13 protein-coding genes and 1 pseudogene are annotated in these 18,789 nt (G+C 37.6%); 5 read left to right on the forward strand and 9 right to left on the reverse strand.

Going from position 1 to position 18,789, the window contains the following annotated elements; translation table 11 throughout:
• Together recF and ahcY are read left to right on the forward strand one after the other, a co-directional pair.
• Positions 1-782: DNA replication/repair protein RecF (gene recF, locus ACQR30_RS04300; protein WP_429731767.1), on the forward strand; the 782-nt coding region annotated here is incomplete at its 5' end.
• Between the two features lie 111 nt (positions 783-893).
• Positions 894-2,219: an adenosylhomocysteinase gene (gene ahcY / locus ACQR30_RS04305; protein ID WP_429731770.1), complete on the forward strand. Its 1,326-nt coding sequence runs from the start codon at positions 894-896 to the stop codon at positions 2,217-2,219.
• A 99-nt stretch (positions 2,220-2,318) separates the two neighbouring features.
• Here the strand turns inward: ahcY and ACQR30_RS04310 are convergent, their stop codons facing one another.
• Genes ACQR30_RS04310 through nagB form a run of 3 tightly spaced genes read right to left on the reverse strand, consistent with a single transcriptional unit; the run spans position 2,319 to position 7,063 of the window.
• Entirely contained in the window at positions 2,319-3,155 is an 837-nt protein-coding gene (locus tag ACQR30_RS04310) for a class I SAM-dependent methyltransferase (RefSeq protein WP_429731773.1), read from the reverse strand.
• Between the two features lie 53 nt (positions 3,156-3,208).
• Positions 3,209-5,125, reverse strand: a complete 1,917-nt coding sequence (locus ACQR30_RS04315; protein ID WP_429731776.1) for an ABC transporter ATP-binding protein — start codon at positions 5,123-5,125, stop codon at positions 3,209-3,211.
• A 33-nt stretch (positions 5,126-5,158) separates the two neighbouring features.
• Positions 5,159-7,063 (reverse strand): glucosamine-6-phosphate deaminase, encoded by a 1,905-nt coding sequence (gene nagB / locus ACQR30_RS04320; protein ID WP_429731779.1) that lies wholly within the window; start codon positions 7,061-7,063, stop codon positions 5,159-5,161.
• Between the two features lie 168 nt (positions 7,064-7,231).
• Between nagB and ACQR30_RS04325 the strand changes: the two genes are divergently transcribed.
• On the forward strand, positions 7,232-7,774 hold the full coding sequence (locus ACQR30_RS04325; RefSeq protein ID WP_429731782.1) for a DNA-3-methyladenine glycosylase I: 543 nt from the start codon (positions 7,232-7,234) through the stop codon (positions 7,772-7,774).
• Positions 7,775-7,820: 46 nt separating this feature from the next.
• The gene (locus ACQR30_RS04330; protein WP_429731784.1) at positions 7,821-8,414 is read left to right on the forward strand and encodes an acetate uptake transporter; all 594 of its coding nucleotides are present in this window, start codon (positions 7,821-7,823) and stop codon (positions 8,412-8,414) included.
• A 318-nt stretch (positions 8,415-8,732) separates the two neighbouring features.
• Here the strand turns inward: ACQR30_RS04330 and ACQR30_RS04335 are convergent, their stop codons facing one another.
• The gene (locus ACQR30_RS04335; protein ID WP_429731787.1) at positions 8,733-9,770 is read right to left on the reverse strand and encodes a patatin-like phospholipase family protein; all 1,038 of its coding nucleotides are present in this window, start codon (positions 9,768-9,770) and stop codon (positions 8,733-8,735) included.
• An 881-nt stretch (positions 9,771-10,651) separates the two neighbouring features.
• On the opposite strand from ACQR30_RS04335, the gene ACQR30_RS04340 reads away from it, so the two are divergent.
• Positions 10,652-12,604, forward strand: a complete 1,953-nt coding sequence (locus ACQR30_RS04340) for an ABC-F family ATP-binding cassette domain-containing protein (RefSeq protein ID WP_429731789.1) — start codon at positions 10,652-10,654, stop codon at positions 12,602-12,604.
• A gap of 51 nt (positions 12,605-12,655) precedes the next feature.
• On the opposite strand, the gene ACQR30_RS04345 is transcribed toward ACQR30_RS04340, so the two are convergent.
• From ACQR30_RS04345 to ACQR30_RS04365, 5 genes and pseudogenes are all read right to left on the reverse strand, one after another.
• Positions 12,656-15,226: a DUF5686 family protein gene (locus ACQR30_RS04345; protein WP_429731792.1), complete on the reverse strand. Its 2,571-nt coding sequence runs from the start codon at positions 15,224-15,226 to the stop codon at positions 12,656-12,658.
• Positions 15,227-15,391: 165 nt separating this feature from the next.
• Entirely contained in the window at positions 15,392-16,618 is a 1,227-nt protein-coding gene (locus ACQR30_RS04350) for a 4-hydroxy-3-methylbut-2-enyl diphosphate reductase (protein WP_429731794.1), read from the reverse strand.
• Positions 16,605-17,066: a GNAT family N-acetyltransferase gene (locus ACQR30_RS04355; RefSeq protein WP_429731797.1), complete on the reverse strand. Its 462-nt coding sequence runs from the start codon at positions 17,064-17,066 to the stop codon at positions 16,605-16,607. The genes ACQR30_RS04350 and ACQR30_RS04355 overlap by 14 nt, the downstream gene beginning before the upstream one ends.
• A gap of 54 nt (positions 17,067-17,120) precedes the next feature.
• A complete protein-coding gene (locus tag ACQR30_RS04360) occupies positions 17,121-18,392 on the reverse strand; it encodes an alpha-amylase family glycosyl hydrolase (protein ID WP_429731800.1) in 1,272 nt (423 codons plus the stop codon).
• Positions 18,393-18,424: 32 nt separating this feature from the next.
• Positions 18,425-18,789, reverse strand: a pseudogene (locus ACQR30_RS04365) (magnesium chelatase); the annotation flags it as partial.

An 18,789-nucleotide genomic window follows, 5' to 3' on the forward strand; every position in this document is an offset into this window, starting at 1 on the left:
AATATAGAAAATTTTCCGACCATATCGGTAAATTTTCATGCGTAATGATTGCACCGGACGATGCAACTCTTATTACGGGTGTAAGTGAGGAACGCCGGAAGTTTTTAGATACCTTATTGTCGCAAATTTATCCGGATTATCTGGAACACTTAATCCATTACAACCGCATTTTATTGCAGCGAAATAGCTGCCTAAAAAATTTATTTGAGCAACAAAAGTCGCATGATGATTTGTTGGATGTGTTAGATGAACAATTGGCGCATGAAGGTGAAGCCATTCTCTCAAGAAGAAAGATTTTTGTAGAAGATTTTATTCCTTTAATACTGAGCCAATATCAGTCTATTGCCGACAAACAGGAGGCTGTTGACATTCATTATCAGACGCAAATGGCCGACGAAAATAAAATGCTGCAACTTTTAAAAGATAATCGTCAGCGCGATTTATTTGCACAACGTACAACTTCTGGTATCCATAAGGATGATCTATTATTCTTAATGAATGACCATCCATTCAAGCAATTGGCTTCGCAGGGGCAAAGGAAAAGTCTGTTATTTGCATTGAAGCTGGCAGAATATTTTTCTATAAAAGAAATAAAAAAGCACGCGCCTATATTGTTACTCGACGATGTTTTTGAAAAATTGGATGCCAATAGAATGATGAATCTTTTACAGAAAGTATGTAAGGATACAGATGCGCAGATTTTTATTACCGATACACACAAAGAAAGGTTAGAAGGAGCATTTGAAACTTTGCATCTAGATTATCAATTGATTGAGTTATAATGTTTATTATTTTGCAGAAAATAGTTTTAACCCCCCTCAAAATTATTACTCGAGCAAAAACCTTACTTTTGCTCAAATTTATTTCACAATATGTCAACAGAAGCAAAAAATATGTCTACAGGAATTGAAAAAATTGACTTTAACCTGCCATATAAAGTAGCAGATATCAGCCTCGCTCAATGGGGTCGTAAGGAAATATATTTAGCAGAAGCGGAAATGCCAGGCTTGATGAGCTTGCGTAAAGAGTATGCCGCAAGTCAACCATTGAAAGGCGCACGCATCGCCGGTTGTTTGCACATGACCATCCAAACAGCTGTGTTGATAGAGACCTTGACTGCCTTGGGGGCCGAAGTTCGCTGGAGTTCTTGCAACATCTTTTCAACACAAGATCAGGCTGCAGCTGCTATTGCTGCGACAGGTGTTCCGGTTTTCGCTTGGAAAGGCGAAACGCAGGAAGAAGCAGATTGGTGTATTGAGCAAACTTTATTCTTCGGAAGTAAAGACAAACCCCTGAATCTTATTTTGGATGATGGTGGAGATCTAACCAACATCGTTTTAGATCAATATCCTGAGCTGGTTGCGGGAATTAAAGGTCTTTCTGAAGAAACAACCACCGGTGTTCACCGTTTATACGAACGCATGCAAAAAGGTACTTTACCAATGCCTGCTATTAATGTAAATGACTCTGTTACCAAATCTAAATTTGATAATAAATATGGCTGTCGCGAATCTTGTGTAGATGCGATTCGTCGCGCTACAGATGTAATGATTGCCGGAAAAGTGGCAGTAGTTGCAGGTTTTGGCGACGTGGGTAAGGGCTCGGCTGAATCACTACGTGGTGCAGGCGCAAGAGTAATCGTTACCGAAATTGATCCTATCTGTGCTCTACAGGCAGCAATGGAGGGTTTTGAGGTGAAGAAAATGGCCAGTGCAGTGAAAGAAGCCGATATTATTGTTACCACTACTGGTTGTCGTGATATCGTCACTGAAAAGGAATTTAGGCAGATGAAAGACAAGGCTATTGTTTGCAATATTGGTCACTTCGATATTGAAATTGACATGGCTTGGTTGAATAAAAATTATGGGTCTACTAAAAATACCATTAAGCCTCAAGTAGATTTATATACAATTGATGGAAAAGACATCATTCTACTGGCGGAAGGCCGTTTAGTTAATTTGGGTTGTGCAACAGGACATCCTTCTTTTGTGATGAGTAACTCCTTTACCAATCAGACCCTGGCTCAAATGGAATTGTGGAATAATACAGATGCTTATGAAAATAAAGTATATGTATTGCCAAAGCATTTAGATGAAAAAGTAGCCAGGTTGCACTTAGCAAAAATTGGCGTTGAGTTAGATATTCTTACCGATGTTCAGTCCACATATTTAGGATTACCTAAAGATGGCCCATTCAAGCCGGAACACTATCGCTATTAGGACGGGACATGACTAAAAATAATTCCCCCGCGTATTTAAAAATGCCCGGGGGATTTTTATGTTATATGCAGCGTCCTTCCTATGCTTACTTTGATCGATTTAAGTTGATGCCAAGAGAAATATTTCTCCACTTGCAGGCATTAGGTTATCTGTTCTATCTTTAAAATAAAGTGTTTCCATATCACGGGTTGATGATGTTCTTACCTCTTTAAATCCTGCGTCGAAGCCCATTTTAACTATTTCCTGTGGCGTAAAAAAACTGACGAAGGGAGTTCCCGCTTCCTGTGCCCCTTTGTTGGCGATGTCCTGCATGGGTTTGTCTTGTTCATCGAGCATATCAAAGGGAAGATAGAATGTCATTGCAAGTGTTGAACCTTTAGCAAGGCCGGCAATTAGCTTTAAAGTTTTGGCAATAGTTTCTTTAGTAAGGTATAGGCTTACACCCGTACAAGCAACAAAAGTTCTTTTAGTAATGTCGAATCCTGATGTTAATAACGCTTCCCACCATGAGGAGACTTCAAAATTGACTGGAACAAAATGTAAATATTCGGGTATGCCAAACCCCCTTTCAATTAATCGCTTCTGCTTCCAAATTAAGGTCTCCGGTTGGTCAATTTCAAATAACTGAATCTTGGAAGCCAAGTCGGGATTTCGCTGGGCGAAGCTGTCCAGTCCTGAACCAAGAATAACATACTGACAAGCCCCATTTTCAATTTGTTGACTGGCGAGGTCCTCGATAAAGCGGGCACGTGCGACAATGGAGGCTCGAAGGCGTTTGGTAAACTTCATATCGGGACGCTCCTGCCATCCTGCCTGTGGCGCTATTAACTGAAGACCTATTTCATCTTTAAGGATGGAGGGCGGTGCATCTATTTGAACATGTAGGGCTCTCCACAATGCGGTTCTTGAAGCTGTATTATTGGGTTCCTGATTCATTGTTTATTATTTTATGTAAGCTTATTCTAAATAGGGGATAGGATAGATACCATCTAAATAGTGACAACGCTGTTCAACGGTTCATTTTTTCGTTCCCCAATCTGCTGACGCCACATAGCGTAATACAATCCCTTTTCTTCTAATAACTGATGATGATTGCCTGTCTCCACAATATTTCCTTTCTCTAAAACATAAATTCTGTCGGCATACATAATGGTCGAAAGCCGATGTGCTATCATCACGGTTATATGTTCTTTCTTGTCGGTAATATTTTTGATGGTCTTAGAGATCTCCTCTTCTGTAATGGAGTCTAATGCAGAAGTCGCTTCGTCAAAAATCAATAATTTGGGTGAGCGTAGTAGCGCACGCGCAATAGATAAACGTTGTCTTTCTCCGCCTGAAAGTTTCAAACCGCCTTCACCAATTACTGTATCCAATCCTTTGTCCGCTCTCACTAAAATATTTGACCCGGCTGCTTTTTGTAAGACATCCTCAATCATCTCATCGGTGGCAGCAGGGTTTACAAATAGAAGGTTTTCGCGTATAGAGCCGGAAAACAATTGTGTATCCTGTGTTACAAAACCAATTTGATGCCGCAGTATTTCAAAATCAATAGAGTCATCAGCAAAATCATTATAAAAAATCTTACCTCGAGTTGGATGATACAGACCGACCAAAAGTTTTACGAGCGTTGATTTACCGGCTCCCGATGGACCTACAAAAGCGATCGTTTCACCTCGTTTTACCTCAAAAGAAATCTCCTCCAATGCCGGCTTGGTAGCTGATTGATGCTTAAAGTTTACACCCTTAAATCTTAAGTCGTGAATACCATGGATTTTCGCCGGATGTGGTGGCTGGTATTCTACATCACGTTTCATCAATTCTTGAAAATTTATCATCGAAGCTTCTGCTTCTCTGTAGGACAATATGATATTGCCTAACTCTTGCAAAGGCCCAAAAATAAAGAAAGAATAAAACTGCATCATCATTAACTGGCCGACTGTAATTTTATCTTTGAATATAAAGAACAGTAAAGAGAACATAATGCATTGTTGCAGAAAATTGACGAATGTTCCCTGCATAAAACTGATGGATCTTAGACTTTTTACTTTTTTTAATTCGAGTCCTAAGATTTTCATCGTCGTGTCATTCAGCCGCTTGATCTCTTGATGGGTAAGTCCCAGGCTTTTCACCAGTTCAATATTGCGCAACGATTCGGTGGTAGATCCGGCTAAAGAATTAGTCTTATTCAATATACTTCGTTGAATGACCTTTATCTTTTTACTCAAAAAACTAGTAAGAAAAGATAATACAATGGCGCCCACCAGATAAATTAAGGGCAACATCGGGCTCAGTCTATAAGCAACAATGACAACAAATACGAGGCCTACGAGTGTCGCAAAGAGTACATTGATGAAGTTGGTGATAAATTTTTCACAATCTAATCTTACCTGTGTAAGTACAGATAAAGTTTCGCCGCTGCGTTGGTCTTCAAAGTCTTGATAAGGCAGCCTCAACGCGTGCTGTAAGCCATCCGTATAAATTTGTGCACCAAATTTTTGTATGACTACATTGACCACATAATCTTGAAAAGCTTTTGCGATACGTGAGGCCATGGCCGCTCCAATAATCATTAACAGGCCAAGAACAACACCATGAAAATATTTACTGCTTTCACCGGCTGCTCTAAAGGTTGCTGCTTTGTTGGCATAAGGATCGATTAACAAGTTCCCCAAAATGTAAGGGTTAAGCAAGGAGAAAATTTGATTTACCGCCGCCAATAGGAGTGCGATTAAAATTAACCCTTTATATCTGCTGAGATACTTAATTAAATGCTTCATAATAACTACAAAAATAACTTTTATTTCTACGCTTTTGTTCAATAAATCAATGCAACTTACTGTCGGGAAGTATAGTAACGCTCCGACTTGTGGAAAACAAAATAGTGAACTGATTTTTAACCAGTTCACTATATATGAGTAAAATAATATTATGTTAAGCTGCTAGTAATGCCATCTTACAAAAGCCTCCATAGCTGCATATTGTGTTAATCCTAAATGTGCGTAAAGTTGTGCCGTATTGGTGTTACGCTCTTCGGCACGTTGCCAGAATTCACGGCTATCACTGCCTTGAAAAGGAACCGAATCTTTTTGTGATTGATGTATGAAAATACCATAGCGTTTTTTCCTTACTTGATCCGGGCTCATAGGAATAGCCATTTCTATCTCGGTAATGTCCCATTCTTGCCAAGCGCCTTTGTACAACCAAAGCCAGCAGTCTTTAAGCCATTCGTCCCCGGCTTCTTTTAATCTTCTCAAACTTTCAAATACGACTTCTAAACATACTTTATGTGTTCCATGTGGATCAGCTAAATCGCCTGCACAATAAACCTGTTGCGGTTTAATCTTACGAAGCAATTCGATCGTAAGTAACACGTCATCTTCTCCCATCGGCTTTTTCTGGATAGCGCCTGTTTCGTAAAAAGGTAGGTTCATGAAGTGGATCTGCTCATCTTTCAGACCCACATATTTCGCTGTTGCTTTTGCTTCACAACGGCGAATCAATCCTTTTACAGAGCGTATTATAGGCGTATCTAATTCATTTTTCTTCTTATCGGCAATGAACGATTGTGCCTCCGCTAATATCTTTTTGCTTTCAGTGGCATCGGTACCAATCAAATCCTCAAAGCCTGCGGCGAAGTCCAAAAATCGCGTTACAAATTCGTCTGTAACAGCAATATTCCCACTCGTTTGATAAGCGACATGTACATTATGCCCTTGATCTTGCAAGCGCATAAAAGTACCCCCCATAGAAATAATATCGTCATCAGGGTGTGGAGAGAAGATTAAACAAGTTTTTGGATAGGGAGTGCTTCTTTCCGGATGTTTTTCTATAATCACATTTGGCTTACCGCCGGGCCAGCCTGTTATGCTGTCGCGTAACATATAATAAACCTGAAGGTTTATTTCGTATGCATCGCCTTTCTCCACCAATAAATCACCCAAACCATTTTCATTATAATCTACGTCTGAAAGACTCAAAATTGGTTTTTGCAATTTTAATGACATATTTACTACAGCGCGTTTGATCATTGCGTCGGTCCATTCGATGCTACTAGACAACCAAGGTGATTTAAAGCGAGTTAAGTCATTCGCTGCCATTTCATCTATCACAAATGTACAATCGTCATGCTGCTGTAAGAAGCTAGCAGGCACTTGATCGGTAATTTTCCCCTCTACTGACTTTGCAACGATGGAGGCTTTGTTGCCCCAAGCCATTAATACTATTTTTTTTGCTTTAAGAATGGTATTCAAACCCATACTAATAGCAAGTTTCGGGACTTTAGAAAGGTTCGCAAAATCGCGACTATTTGCAATTCTTGTGGAGCTCTCTAAAACCAATAAACGCGTTTTAGACAGAATGCTTGAACCAGGTTCATTAAACCCAATATGGCCATTATTACCAATACCTAATATTTGAAAATCAATTCCTCCTGCTTTTTCAATTGTTGTTTCATATTTTTCACAATATTTCCTTATTTCTTCTTTGGGCCATTCCCCATTTGGGATGTGTATGTTAGCCGGATCAATATCTACATGATTAAAAAGATGTTGATGCATAAATGACCAATAGCTATTAATAGAATCTTTCTCAATCGGGTAATATTCATCCAAATTAAAAGTAATCACATTTTTAAAACTGAGATTTTCTTCTTTGTGGAGTCGTACTAATTCCGCATATAACTTAATAGGAGTAGAGCCTGTAGCGAGCCCTAATACACATTGCTCATTTTTAGACTGTTTATCTTTAATGAGTGCAGCCATCTGATTGGCTACTTCAATTGCACCATCGGATGGTGTCGCAAAAATTTTTACGGAAATTTTCTCAAAAGAGTCGGCGAGATTCATAAGGATATTTTATAATGAAAGATTTTTGGAGCCGTAAAGATAATTTAAATATTAATAAAGGTTGATATCTGTTGCAAACGTTTGCGCTATGTTCCTATTAATTTTGGCGATGGAATAGGTAATTTTTTAAGAGGAATAGTCTTTATATTTGAAGCTAAATTTCACGCGATGAGTTATTGCACTTTTGTCCAATCTATTACAGAAAAAAAAGATTTAATTCATAAGAATTATCACGACAATTATTATGGATTTCCTATCGAAGATGACGATGAATTGTTTGGCCGATTGATTATGGAAATCAATCAAGCTGGGCTTTCCTGGACAACCATCTTAAATAAGGAACAAAACTTTCGTAAGGCTTATCATCAGTTTTCTATAAAAAAAATAGCAAAATATGGGGAGAAAGACTTTGAAAGACTAATGAATGATGCCGGTATTATTCGAAATAGGTTAAAAATAAATGCTGCGATCGAAAATGCCAAAATAATTCAGTTATTGCAAAAAGAGCACGGTTCATTCAAAAAATGGATAGACCACCATCACCCAAAGACAAAGGAGCAATGGACAAAGTTGTTTAAGAAAACTTTTAAGTTTACCGGTGGTGAAATTGTAAATGAGTTTTTGATGAGTACAGGATACTTATCTGGTGCACATGATGCGAATTGTCCGGTTGGGAAAAAATTGAGAAAAAAGAAGTTGGATGAAAAATAATTTTATTTGAAATAATGCATATATTTAATGTTAAAAATACATTTCTATGCAAAATGAAACTATTAAAATAGACTCTACCGGAAACCCGGCTGCGCTCGGTTTACTTGGTTTTGGTATGACGACGGTTTTACTTAATGTACACAATGCGGGCTTTGTACCTATCAGCAGTATGATATTGGCAATGGGTATTTTTTATGGCGGCATTGCGCAGGTAATTGCAGGAATAATGGAGTGGAAAAAAGGCAATACTTTTGCCTGTACAGCCTTTATATCCTATGGATTCTTCTGGTTGACATTTGTAGGATTACTAGTGTTGCCTAAAATTGGTTGGTGGGACGCCATACCTGAAAGTGGCAATACATTGGGTGTTTATCTTTCAATGTGGGGATTATTTACATTAGTGATGTATGTGGGAACTTTTAGGCTCAATAAAGCATTACAATTTGTTTTCGGCTCCCTAACAATTCTGTTTATTCTGTTGGCTTGTGCAGAGTTTTCCGGAAATGAAATGATTGGCAAAATTGCTGGCTACGAAGGAATTATCTGTGGACTATCGGCTGTTTACGCTGGTTTGGCACAAGTACTGAATGAAGTTTATGGAAAAGTTATTTGGCCTTTGGGCGTGGTAACAAAAGATTGATGACCTCACTGATTTACATTCATTGCCCGTATATTTTTAGAGATATTAGAAGGTTCAAAATTTTTATAAAAAGGAGCGTCCACCCATCCATCGCCTTAGCGTGGATGGGATGTAGGCGACAAACAAGGTCGAAAAATACTGTCTGGTTTAGGAACTAACCAGAACAATAAACAAAAACGGAGTAGAGCGTTAACATTATTAGGTAAGTCTGCGACCTCTGAAGTTCAACCCGTCGGCTCTGCCGTGGGTGGTGGTTCACAACGCCTTCAATTGCATTTGCTTTCATAATTTTTTTTGAAAACCCAGATACTGTTTACTTTAATCGTTTTCTAAAATTTTATCGATAATTTCATCTAAAAAAATTTCATTTTTGTTGATAAATAATAATCCTGCCTGTTTAAGATTCTCGATGTTATTGGTTGTGGCGTCATCCATATCAGAAAGTGCTTCGCCTAAAGCGGGCTTCAGTCGGTAATAATCTTGTTGGTCTCTTGGCTTAAGCGTTTTATATATTTGCATCAACTGATAATCAACTGTTTCTGCATTGGCGGACATTAAAATATCAATAATAGGACTAAGCCATTTCAATTCGCCCGCGTCTTTAAAATCTTTAAAATAATAGGGCTTTTCCACACTTCCTGTACCCAGTGAGACAATCATCATGTCTTTTGCCGATGGGAATTTTGGTTTATCAGGCCTGTTTAAAATTTTTGAAAAATCTATTTTACGCACCTCGGCATAGGCACATAAAGCAGGATTATTAGCAAACATACCGCCATCAATTAATGAAAATTTCTGGCCGGATTCAGATTCAATAGAAGCAGGTTCAAAGTAGGTAGGAGCTGCAGAAGTTGCTCTGGCGACATCTTTTACTTTAAAGTTGTAGATTGGATCATTTGCTTCTGCACTGTTAAAAAAATGAGCATTTCTTTCAGTGATATTATAAGAAGTAATAAGGCAAGGTTTTATAAATGTTTGTAACATTTCTTCTCCAAAGAAAGATTGTAAATTATCTATCAACGAGAAGTTATTGTATTTTTCATCTATGAAGCCGAATCCAGATAAAAGTTTATGTGTAAATGTCTGATGAAAAATGGCACTTCCTTCTTTTAAATACATATCTAGTGCTTCTTCAGCGGAATATTTTGCTCGCCCGGAAGTGCCTTTTTGCATAAGGTAACAACAGGCCAAAATGCCGCCCGTGCTGGTTCCGGCAATAAAATCGAAATAGTCCCCAATTTTTTTGCTACTGTCTCCTTTCCTCTGCAGTTGTGTTTCCATATATCGGAGTATGACACCGGGAATGATGCCTCTGATTCCCCCTCCATCAATTGATAAGATCCTAATCTTTTTCATAAGGAGTTTTTATAAACGGAGCGTAAAATCATCCATCTTTACTGGATGGGATCTACGCGACCAGTTGTTTTTAATTTTTTTTGTCTACTTATATTAAATAGTTCATTGAGATATTGGTAAATTAGGCTAAGAAGAAAAACTGTTCTTCTTATAAAACCATCAACATAATTTAAAAATTTTGTGCAAATTAAGTTCAGGTCAGGGACTGACCGTAGAGCGTGTGGAGTCGTCCTGGACAACAAACGGTAAGGTTTGGAAAGGAGGCTATGGCACATGAAAAGCTCCATATTTGATGTCAATGCTTGCATTCACTTTGATTTTGAAACCCATTGGTCTTGAATGAATGGTTCGTTCACTAAAGTTACAATTATTATTAAAAATGACCTTAATGTTTATTGTCCCCGCTATTGAGCTGGCATGCGTGCTTTTTGTGCAAGGTTTTAATCTTCGAATTTTAGATGACAAAAGTGAGAGAAAACGATCTGGCAAAAGTTAGTTGTCTTCGTGTCGGAGGCTGAGCTATAAAAAAACAATCACTACAGGTGGACTAGTTTTGGTCAATCCTTTTACTTTTAAAGAGTTGCAAACAAGAAGCGTATAATATGAAATGCCATCGTCGGCTTCGAGGACGATAGTTGCGCCAATATATGTCATAAGTGTCAATTGGTTTGTTATATATCCGAAAGTATATGAGGAAAAAAGTAATGAACGGTACTCTATAGATTTTTCAGGTACCATTGCAGATGCTATATTACGCGCTGATTCTTCTGGTATTCTGACGTTTAAGCAATAATGCCATTGCTCAAAACATATTTCTCGATTCTAAAATCTCAAATCCTACTACACATTCCTTACCTTTGCGCTTCGAAAAAAGATAGAAAATGTTAGTAGGGTTAAATAATGTAACTTTTGAATTTGGCGCGCGTGTCATTGTTTCTGATGCCACTTGGCATATACACGCTGGCGATCGCATCGGTTTGATTGGTTATAATGGCACGGGCAAATCTACCTTGCTGAAGGTGATTGTAGGTCAATATTCTCCGAGCGTGGGTACAGTTGAGCAAAGTAAGAGCACCACGATTGGTTATCTGCATCAGGATTTACTGAGCTTTGACACTAACGAAAGCATTTTGGAAGTGGCAATGGGTGCTTTTGAGCGTGTTCGTTTTTTGGAAAAAGAAATTGAACGCCTCAGCAATGAGTTAGAACAAAAGGAAGACGAGAAATTATTGGAGACATTTACCGATTATCTGCACGAAATGGATGTATTGGATGGTTACAATATTCAATATAAAACCGAAGAAGTGTTGCATGGGCTTGGATTTAGCAATGAAGATATTGGGAAGCCTTATAAAATATTTAGTGGGGGCTGGCGTATGCGTGTCTTATTAGCTAAGATGATCTTGCAACAGCCCGATGTTCTATTGCTGGATGAGCCTACCAACCACTTAGATTTGCCTTCCATCGAATGGCTGGAAAAATACTTGCAGAGCTATAAAGGAAGCGTAGTGATCGTTTCCCATGATAAGTTTTTTTTGAACAGAATGGTCAATAAAATTGTAGAGTTGTATCAACAGCAACTACATATTTATACCGGCAACTACGAATTTTACGAAGCAGAAAAAGAATTGCGTATAGAAATGCAACAGCGGGCTTACGAAAATCAACAAGAATATATTAGAAGAGAAGAGCGGTTTATTGAACGCTTTCGTGCCAAAGCGACCAAGGCTGCACAAGCGCAATCGGCAATGAAACGACTGGATAAAATTGACAGAATAGAACAGGTAGAAATTGAAAGGCCCAACTTGCGCATCAATTTTCAGATAGATAAACAGCCCGGGAAAATTTTGGCCACCCTTAAAAATGTATCTAAAAGTTTTGGCGAAAACATTATTGTAAAGAACGCTTCTGCTGAAATTGACCGGGGTGATAAAATCGCTTTAATTGGCGCTAATGGTAAAGGAAAATCTACTTTATTACGCATTATTGCCGGTGCGGAAAAGTTCGAAGGGCAAAGGGTTTGGGGGCATAATGTAGAAGAGAGTTTTTATGCGCAGCATCAGCTGGAAAGTTTAAATTTAGACCACACTATTCTGGAGGAGATGCAGCTTTGCGGTAGTGGTAAAACAGATATTGAATTGCGTAGCATGTTAGGGGGTTTTATGTTTGGCGGTGATGATATTGATAAAAAGATAAAAATTCTGAGTGGTGGAGAAAAAGCACGTGTAGCCTTGGCAAAGGTAATTGCCAGCAAATCTAACTTTTTAATGCTCGATGAACCGACCAACCACTTGGATATGCATTCGGTAGATTTATTAGCCCAAGCTCTGAACAAATACGAAGGCAGTTTGATTTTTGTGAGCCACGATAGATATTTTATCTCTAAAACAGCCAATAAAATTTGGGAAATCATTGACCACGAAATAAAAGAATTTAAAGGGACTTATGCAGAATACATGGATTGGAAAGAGCTGATGGCAAAACGAGAAAAGGAAAATGCTGTACCGGAAAAAAAGCTCCCTAAAGAAGTTGTAGCGGTGACGAGACCTGAAACCAAAAAACAGGAACCAGTAAATAATAATCTAGACAGGGATCAAAAAAAAGAGTTACAAAAATTCCAACGCCAGCTAGAAAAGCTGGAAGAACAAATCAATCAGTTTAGCCAAGAAAAAGCAGCGATAGAATCGGAAATGACAAATCCGGAGATATATGCCGTAGCTGACAGATTTCAGACCTTGGAAAAAAGATATGCTACTGTATTAGCTGATTTCTCTAATGCTGAAAAGGAATATGAGTCGGTATTCGAAAAAATAATGGTTTTGGAAAGCCTATAGTTCAAAAGTCCTCTATATTACTACGCTTCGACCTTATCTTCGACGAGCTATTTAAAAATTAAATTTCAGACGGAAACGTATACCCGAAGTGGAAATATTAGTGTGATTTAAATAGCTGAAGCGCCAAATATAATCGACACGAAGCACTTTGAGAATATTATAGATACCTACGCCCGCTTCAAAGTAAGGTTGCTTTTGAAATGCATAAGTACTCGGTTGGCCATCAGTCATAGGGAATGCCATTTGACTAGTATTGATTGCCGGGTTATTTTCATCCCGCAATCCACCGTACATCGCTTTACCTTCTATCACACTGCGCCACTTTAATTTTTTAATTAAAGGAATTTTGTTCAAAATATATCCATTGAAATAATGGTCGACCATCAGGCTCGCATAATGATCGGTTACGAATTCCATAAAATTCATCAAATTAAAAGACTCTAAATTGTAGGCGTAAGTTTGGTTAGCATGTGCCAGATTCAATAAAGGGAAAGGCAATTTTCCAATAACATATCCGCCGTCAAATGTGACATCAGTGTAGCCAAACTGCGAAAGATAAAAGCGTTTAAAGATATTTGCTTCAATATTTTGATAATTATAATTCCCATTAAGTAACCCTTTTATGCCTAATAAATATCTTAATTCGAGGACAGGGTATTTATTCACCAAAGGCACGCGATAAGCTTCATTTTCATAAAAAACTTCGTGAGGTGCATAGCGTAAATCTATCCCTATTTCTCCGGAAGTAATACTGGTGACTTGCTTAGCCGGAGTATTGTTGGTTGCTGGATAATTGAAATAAAGATTGCCTGCTGGAGATTGTTGCCAATATTTCAAATCGACATTGTAGGAAAAATGATTGGCAAACTCCTTTGTATAATCTAGGCGAAAAATATTGTTGTAGGTATATTTATCATTTGTACCGCGTTTAAAGGAATATAAGAAGTTGTCATCCTGAACAAACTGTAATTCCTGCCCAGGTATTTTTGTGTCATGTAAATAGCTGGCTTTTATAAAATGTTGTGGAAAAATATAAGTGGGTTTATGTGTAAAAGAGTAGGTAGCGCTTCCAAAATATTTCCATTTCTGATCGGTGAACCCGTAAGCACCATAACCCTCTAAATAATAAGAGTGGCTGAATTTTGGAGTGGTTCGACCACCTAATCTAGCGCGTGATCCTTCCACGGGGTTAAAACTATAAAAAGTATTAATCGGGCCTATTTCTAGTGGACCAGCTTGTTTGTAGCCTGTGGTAACAAAAGAAGTCCAATCCATCGCGGTTCTAAAAGATTTCATCTTTTGTAAACTATCGATGTTTTTTATCACTTTAGATTCAGCCGCCGATAAATTTCCGATACGGCTATTAGCCCAAAATGTTGGAGGCTTGTTATTCGCAGAATCTTGTACCACTTCCGTGGGGCCATTGAAGGTGCCGGCAGGAATTGTCACATTGGTTTTAAAATTATCATAGGAAACCAGACGTTCACTGAATACACCTAGGCCTTTTTTAAATACACCAAAACTGCCTATCAAATCACTTTTTATTAAAAGATATTTTCCATCAGGTTGTTTTTGATAATCTAATGAAATGCTTAATTGTTTTAAAAGATTAAGGTTGATTTTATTAGGAGAATATAAGTTGATTTTTTCTACCGAATAATGTCCGTCCAGGGTAACATATAAATTGCCTCTGAAAAGGATATTCTGTGAATTGCGTGGGAAAAAAGACATGTGCACTAATTTATTGCCATTTTTCTCTACAGTATCGACAATAAAAAATCGGTAAAATGCTGGTGCCGAATTGGCAATTGGACTTAAGAACTGTGTACCAAAAAGGGGAATGTCATTATCGTAAATATTGACGTCTTGATAAAGACTCGCAAGGTATTTGCCAATACCCCGCGTATCGAAATATTCGCCAAAGTTTACCCTGTTTTTGCCGATAATAATTTTTTTAGTCTTAGTGGGTGACTTTTGATAATAGTTCTCTGAACTAGTTTCATCTAAATAGATAGGCATCAATTTCTCTCCTGGCACCTTAGTGGTGTCGACATTATTCAATAAAAATTGATATTGCTTGAAGTATTTCTTATCCGAAATCTTTTTGGGGAAATTACTTACAGATAAAACCATTTTTTCATATTCACTATATTTAGCCGTATTGTAAGCAGTCATTTTGTTTTCATCTCTGTGGGCGATTATCTTTTTTATCAGCTCAACAGCTGGGTTGTCTTTATTTCTGTATTTCTCTTTTTTTTCTTTTACGACTACGTCTTGTAATTTGTCGGAAGTTGGTAAGAGTTTTACATTCACTGTTTGCTCTTTTATATCGAAGTTTATCTTTTCGGAAAATGTTTTATATCCAACATAAGTATACTGTATGTTTGGATCTTTTGAAACGATTTTTGAAGCAATAAGGCTATAGTGTCCTGTTGAATCAGTCAATACGCCAAACGAACCCTTAAAGAAAACACTCACATTAGGAACGGGTGCGCCACTAAGAGAGTCGTACACATATCCTTTGATAAGAATTGACTGAGCCTTCCCGCAAAAACTGAGGATTATAAATAAAGCTAAAGTCAGAAAATGTTTTTTGGGAAAGTGGGTCAAGTGTATTTTCATCGGAACGTATCTATTAAATACGCATTTATATTACTAAAGAATAAATAAATTATGCTTAATCACTATATAAATACAATTATCGACAAAATTGTAGGGTAATGAAAAGCTGCTGCAAAAGTAATAAACCTCCTCGTAGAAACAATCAGATAAATGTTATAAGTTAGTTTACAAAAATGACGTTGTCATTTTCTCAAGCATAGAAACGGAGTTATAAAGAAATAATATTTTGTTAATTACCTCTTCAACCACCGCATCCGGGCAGCTAGCACCGCTGGTAAGTAAAATTTTTACAGGTGATTTCACAGGTAAGAAGTTATTGACGGTGGTTATTTCTTTTGTTTTCCAGTTGCAGGTTTCTATTTGATTTTTTGAAATAATTTTTTCTGCACTATTAATAAAATAGGTGGAAAATTTCTCGCTACACAATTCTACCAAATGCGAGGTATTGCTGCTATTATAGCCACCCACAACAATTGCGAGGTCTGCTTCGATATTTAACATGCCACTAACAGCCGACTGATTGTCGTTGGTGGCATAACATAAAGTATCGCGGGTGTCCGCAAAGTGTTCGCCAATATTTTCTTCTGACAATTGATAGTGTGTTTTAATTGTCTGTTTTAGAAAGTCCGATATAGCTTGAGTTTCACTCGCCAGCTGAGTCGTTTGGTTAACTACACCAATTCTTTTTAAATCTTTTTCGACAGAAAAGTTATCGGAATATTTTTCCTTGAATTGGATATAAAATTCTTCGGGATTTTTTTTATTTGTGATATACTGAGCCAGGGCCACGGCCTCTTCCATGTCATTTACAATTACTGTGGGTGTTTTCGCCGAAGCATGAGAAAAGGTAGCACGTGTTTCTTCATGGCGCGGTTTGCCATGTACAACTATGCTAAAGTTTTTGCGGGCGATTTGTTCGCTACGGTTCCACACTTTTTCTACAAAAGGACAAGTGGTATTATATTTTTCGGTAGGAATACCTTTTGCCTTTAATAATGCTTCTGTTTCTAAAGTGGTACCGAACGCCGGGATTACAACTATATCTTCTTTAGAAATATCTTCAAACGGTACAAGCTGTTTGCCGTAGGTATCCTGTAGAAACTTTACACCACGGCTAGCTAAATCCGCGTTTACCTGTGGGTTATGAATCATTTCACTTAACAAATAAATCTGCTTTCCGGGATTATCGTCAATGATATTAAAGGCAATTTCGATGGCATTTTCAACACCATAACAAAAGCCGAAATGTCTGGCTAAATATAATTGTACTACTCCAAAATCCAACAGGGTAGGAGAAAAGTCTTTTTTTAGTTTATCATCAATGCGCCGTTTATTTTTAATAGCACTGATTAAAGAACTGCGATATATATTAGGAACGTTAAACTGTTTCATAATTAGTTTTCTTCATTTTTATATGTTCTATTCCTGCCTCTAAATACACCTCACTTATTTTTTCAAAACCCAATGATTCGTAGAATTTTTGTAAATAAAGCTGCCCGCTTATTTTTATGTCCGTTTTTCCAAATAGGGCATAACACTCCTCAATGGATACCTCCATTAATTGTCTTCCAATATTTTTTCCACGATAAGTAAGGGAAACGGCTACCCGTCCTATAGACATTTCTTTATATGCCAGTCCGGGCGGTAACAATCTTGCATAACCACAGAGAATGTCTCCATCGTAAATCGATAAATGATAGGATTGTTGATCGCGATCATCTAAATCCAAATCATCACATCTTTGTTCTACATAAAAGACCTGATTGCGTATTTGTAAAATACGATAGAGTTCAATCAAAGAGAGTGCTTCGAATTTTTTGCAAATGAATTGTAAGGTCATGCTGCAAAAATAACTCAATAATTGTTACTATACTTAATGGAAAAGGAGATCTGCTTATAATCTTGATACATATACCAAAAAATCATTAGGTAAAATTTCAAACGTTTCTTCTTTTTTGAGTCTAAAGGTAATACCCGAGAAAAGTTGGTAGTAGTCTCCAGGTAGCTCATCATTTGTATAATTTATTTTTAATTTTTCCGAAGTGGAAAAGTTAAAAATAACCATCGCTTTATGGTTTTCTTTTTCAAGAAAGAAACCGTAGGCCTTATCATAGTCTTGAATTTCAGTAAATTGTGCATCGAGTTCGAAAGCTTTATTCTTTTTGCGGACAGCCAGCAAGGTTTGATAAAAATCCTGTAGCTGTGGTTTTGAATGTGATGACCAATCTATTTCGTCCTTATCAAAAAACAATAGACGTTTATAATTAGGAAGTTCTTGCCCGCTATATATTAAAGGTATACCAGGGAACAGGCAGCTAAATACGGCCAAGTTCTTGGCTAAAGGCATTCCATATTTTTCATATTCGGTTCCATTCCAGCTATTCTCGTCGTGGTTGGATGTGAAATATAATTTTTGTGCTTGTCGTGGTAGATCGCGATATTGTGATAAAGCCTCTTTTATATCAGGCCATTTATTGGCGTCTTTTACAAATGTTTCTGTCGCGTGCATCCAGCGCCAGGCATAAGTTGCGTCAAAGACTTCACTATAATTGTCTTGATCACATTCTCCCAGCCAAAACAATGACTTTATCGTTTCACAGGCGTTACGCGTTTTGTGCCAAAAATCTAAGCGTACCAAATGTGCCATATCGCAGCGAAATCCGTCAATATCGAATTCGCCTACCCAATATTTCATGGCCTCTATCATAGCGGTTTGCATTTCTTCGCTTTCGTAATTCAGATCAATTACATCGTCCCAACCATGTATTTCTGTAAAATCCCCCTTCGCATTTTTAATATACCAGCCATCATTTTTTGTCCATTCGTGTTGCCAGCCGGTATGGTTAGCCACCCAGTCAATTATTAATTTGAAACCAAGTTTATGCGCTTCGTTTACCAGATCTCTGAAATCATCTTTATTGCCAAATTCCGGATTAATTTCCACATAACTACTACAAGCATAATAACTGCCCAGCGAACCTTTTTTCTTTTCTTGGCTAATGGGTGTAATGGGCATTAACCAAAGTATTTCGACACCCATTTCTTTAAGTCTGGGAAGATGGTCCTGGAAGCTTTTGAATGTGCCTTCTTTGGTGTATTGTCGTATGTTTACTTCGTATATATTGGTGCCATTGCTCCAGGCGACAGCAGGGTATTGCGTACTCATCTATAGGAGAGGATAAAAGTAAAAAAGTAGGGTTATTCTTCGTCGCTAAAATTCATCATGCTGCCAATGAGGTCATTAAATCTAATTTGACCTTCAATAGTTTTTTTACTGATTAAAGAATGTGCTGCAAGTCCATGTAAAACAAATTCCATCAGTAAAGCATTTTCTTTTTCGCCAGCCTGTGGGAATAGCTTCTTTACTAAACCATACAAACCATCTACTTTGTATAGGTTATCAATACGTTCGCTGTCTTTCATTTCAACAAAAATATCGATTGAGTTTCCCTGATCGAACCACTGTATGATTTTTCTGTAAGGATTCTGCTCTTTAATTTCTTGAGATGCTTTTCCCGTGGGTGTTCGTTTGGAAGGAGTAGGGAAGTACTGTAAGAATTGCG

Origin of the sequence: Arachidicoccus sp., from assembly GCF_050436765.1 — a bacterium.
Taxonomy (GTDB): domain Bacteria; phylum Bacteroidota; class Bacteroidia; order Chitinophagales; family Chitinophagaceae; genus Arachidicoccus.

What these genes read in the sequence shown, in the direction of transcription:
- ahcY (WP_429731770.1), top strand. Translation starts at nt 894, where the DNA reads ATGTCTACAGGAATTGAAAAAATTGACTTTAACCTGCCATATAAAGTA.
- ACQR30_RS04310 (WP_429731773.1), bottom strand. Translation starts at nt 3,155, where the DNA reads ATGAATCAGGAACCCAATAATACAGCTTCAAGAACCGCATTGTGGAGA.
- nagB (WP_429731779.1), bottom strand. Translation starts at nt 7,063, where the DNA reads ATGAATCTCGCCGACTCTTTTGAGAAAATTTCCGTAAAAATTTTTGCG.
- ACQR30_RS04325 (WP_429731782.1), top strand. Translation starts at nt 7,232, where the DNA reads ATGAGTTATTGCACTTTTGTCCAATCTATTACAGAAAAAAAAGATTTA.
- ACQR30_RS04330 (WP_429731784.1), top strand. Translation starts at nt 7,821, where the DNA reads ATGCAAAATGAAACTATTAAAATAGACTCTACCGGAAACCCGGCTGCG.
- ACQR30_RS04335 (WP_429731787.1), bottom strand. Translation starts at nt 9,770, where the DNA reads ATGAAAAAGATTAGGATCTTATCAATTGATGGAGGGGGAATCAGAGGC.
- ACQR30_RS04340 (WP_429731789.1), top strand. Translation starts at nt 10,652, where the DNA reads ATGTTAGTAGGGTTAAATAATGTAACTTTTGAATTTGGCGCGCGTGTC.
- ACQR30_RS04345 (WP_429731792.1), bottom strand. Translation starts at nt 15,226, where the DNA reads ATGAAAATACACTTGACCCACTTTCCCAAAAAACATTTTCTGACTTTA.
- ACQR30_RS04350 (WP_429731794.1), bottom strand. Translation starts at nt 16,618, where the DNA reads ATGAAACAGTTTAACGTTCCTAATATATATCGCAGTTCTTTAATCAGT.
- ACQR30_RS04355 (WP_429731797.1), bottom strand. Translation starts at nt 17,066, where the DNA reads ATGACCTTACAATTCATTTGCAAAAAATTCGAAGCACTCTCTTTGATT.
- ACQR30_RS04360 (WP_429731800.1), bottom strand. Translation starts at nt 18,392, where the DNA reads ATGAGTACGCAATACCCTGCTGTCGCCTGGAGCAATGGCACCAATATA.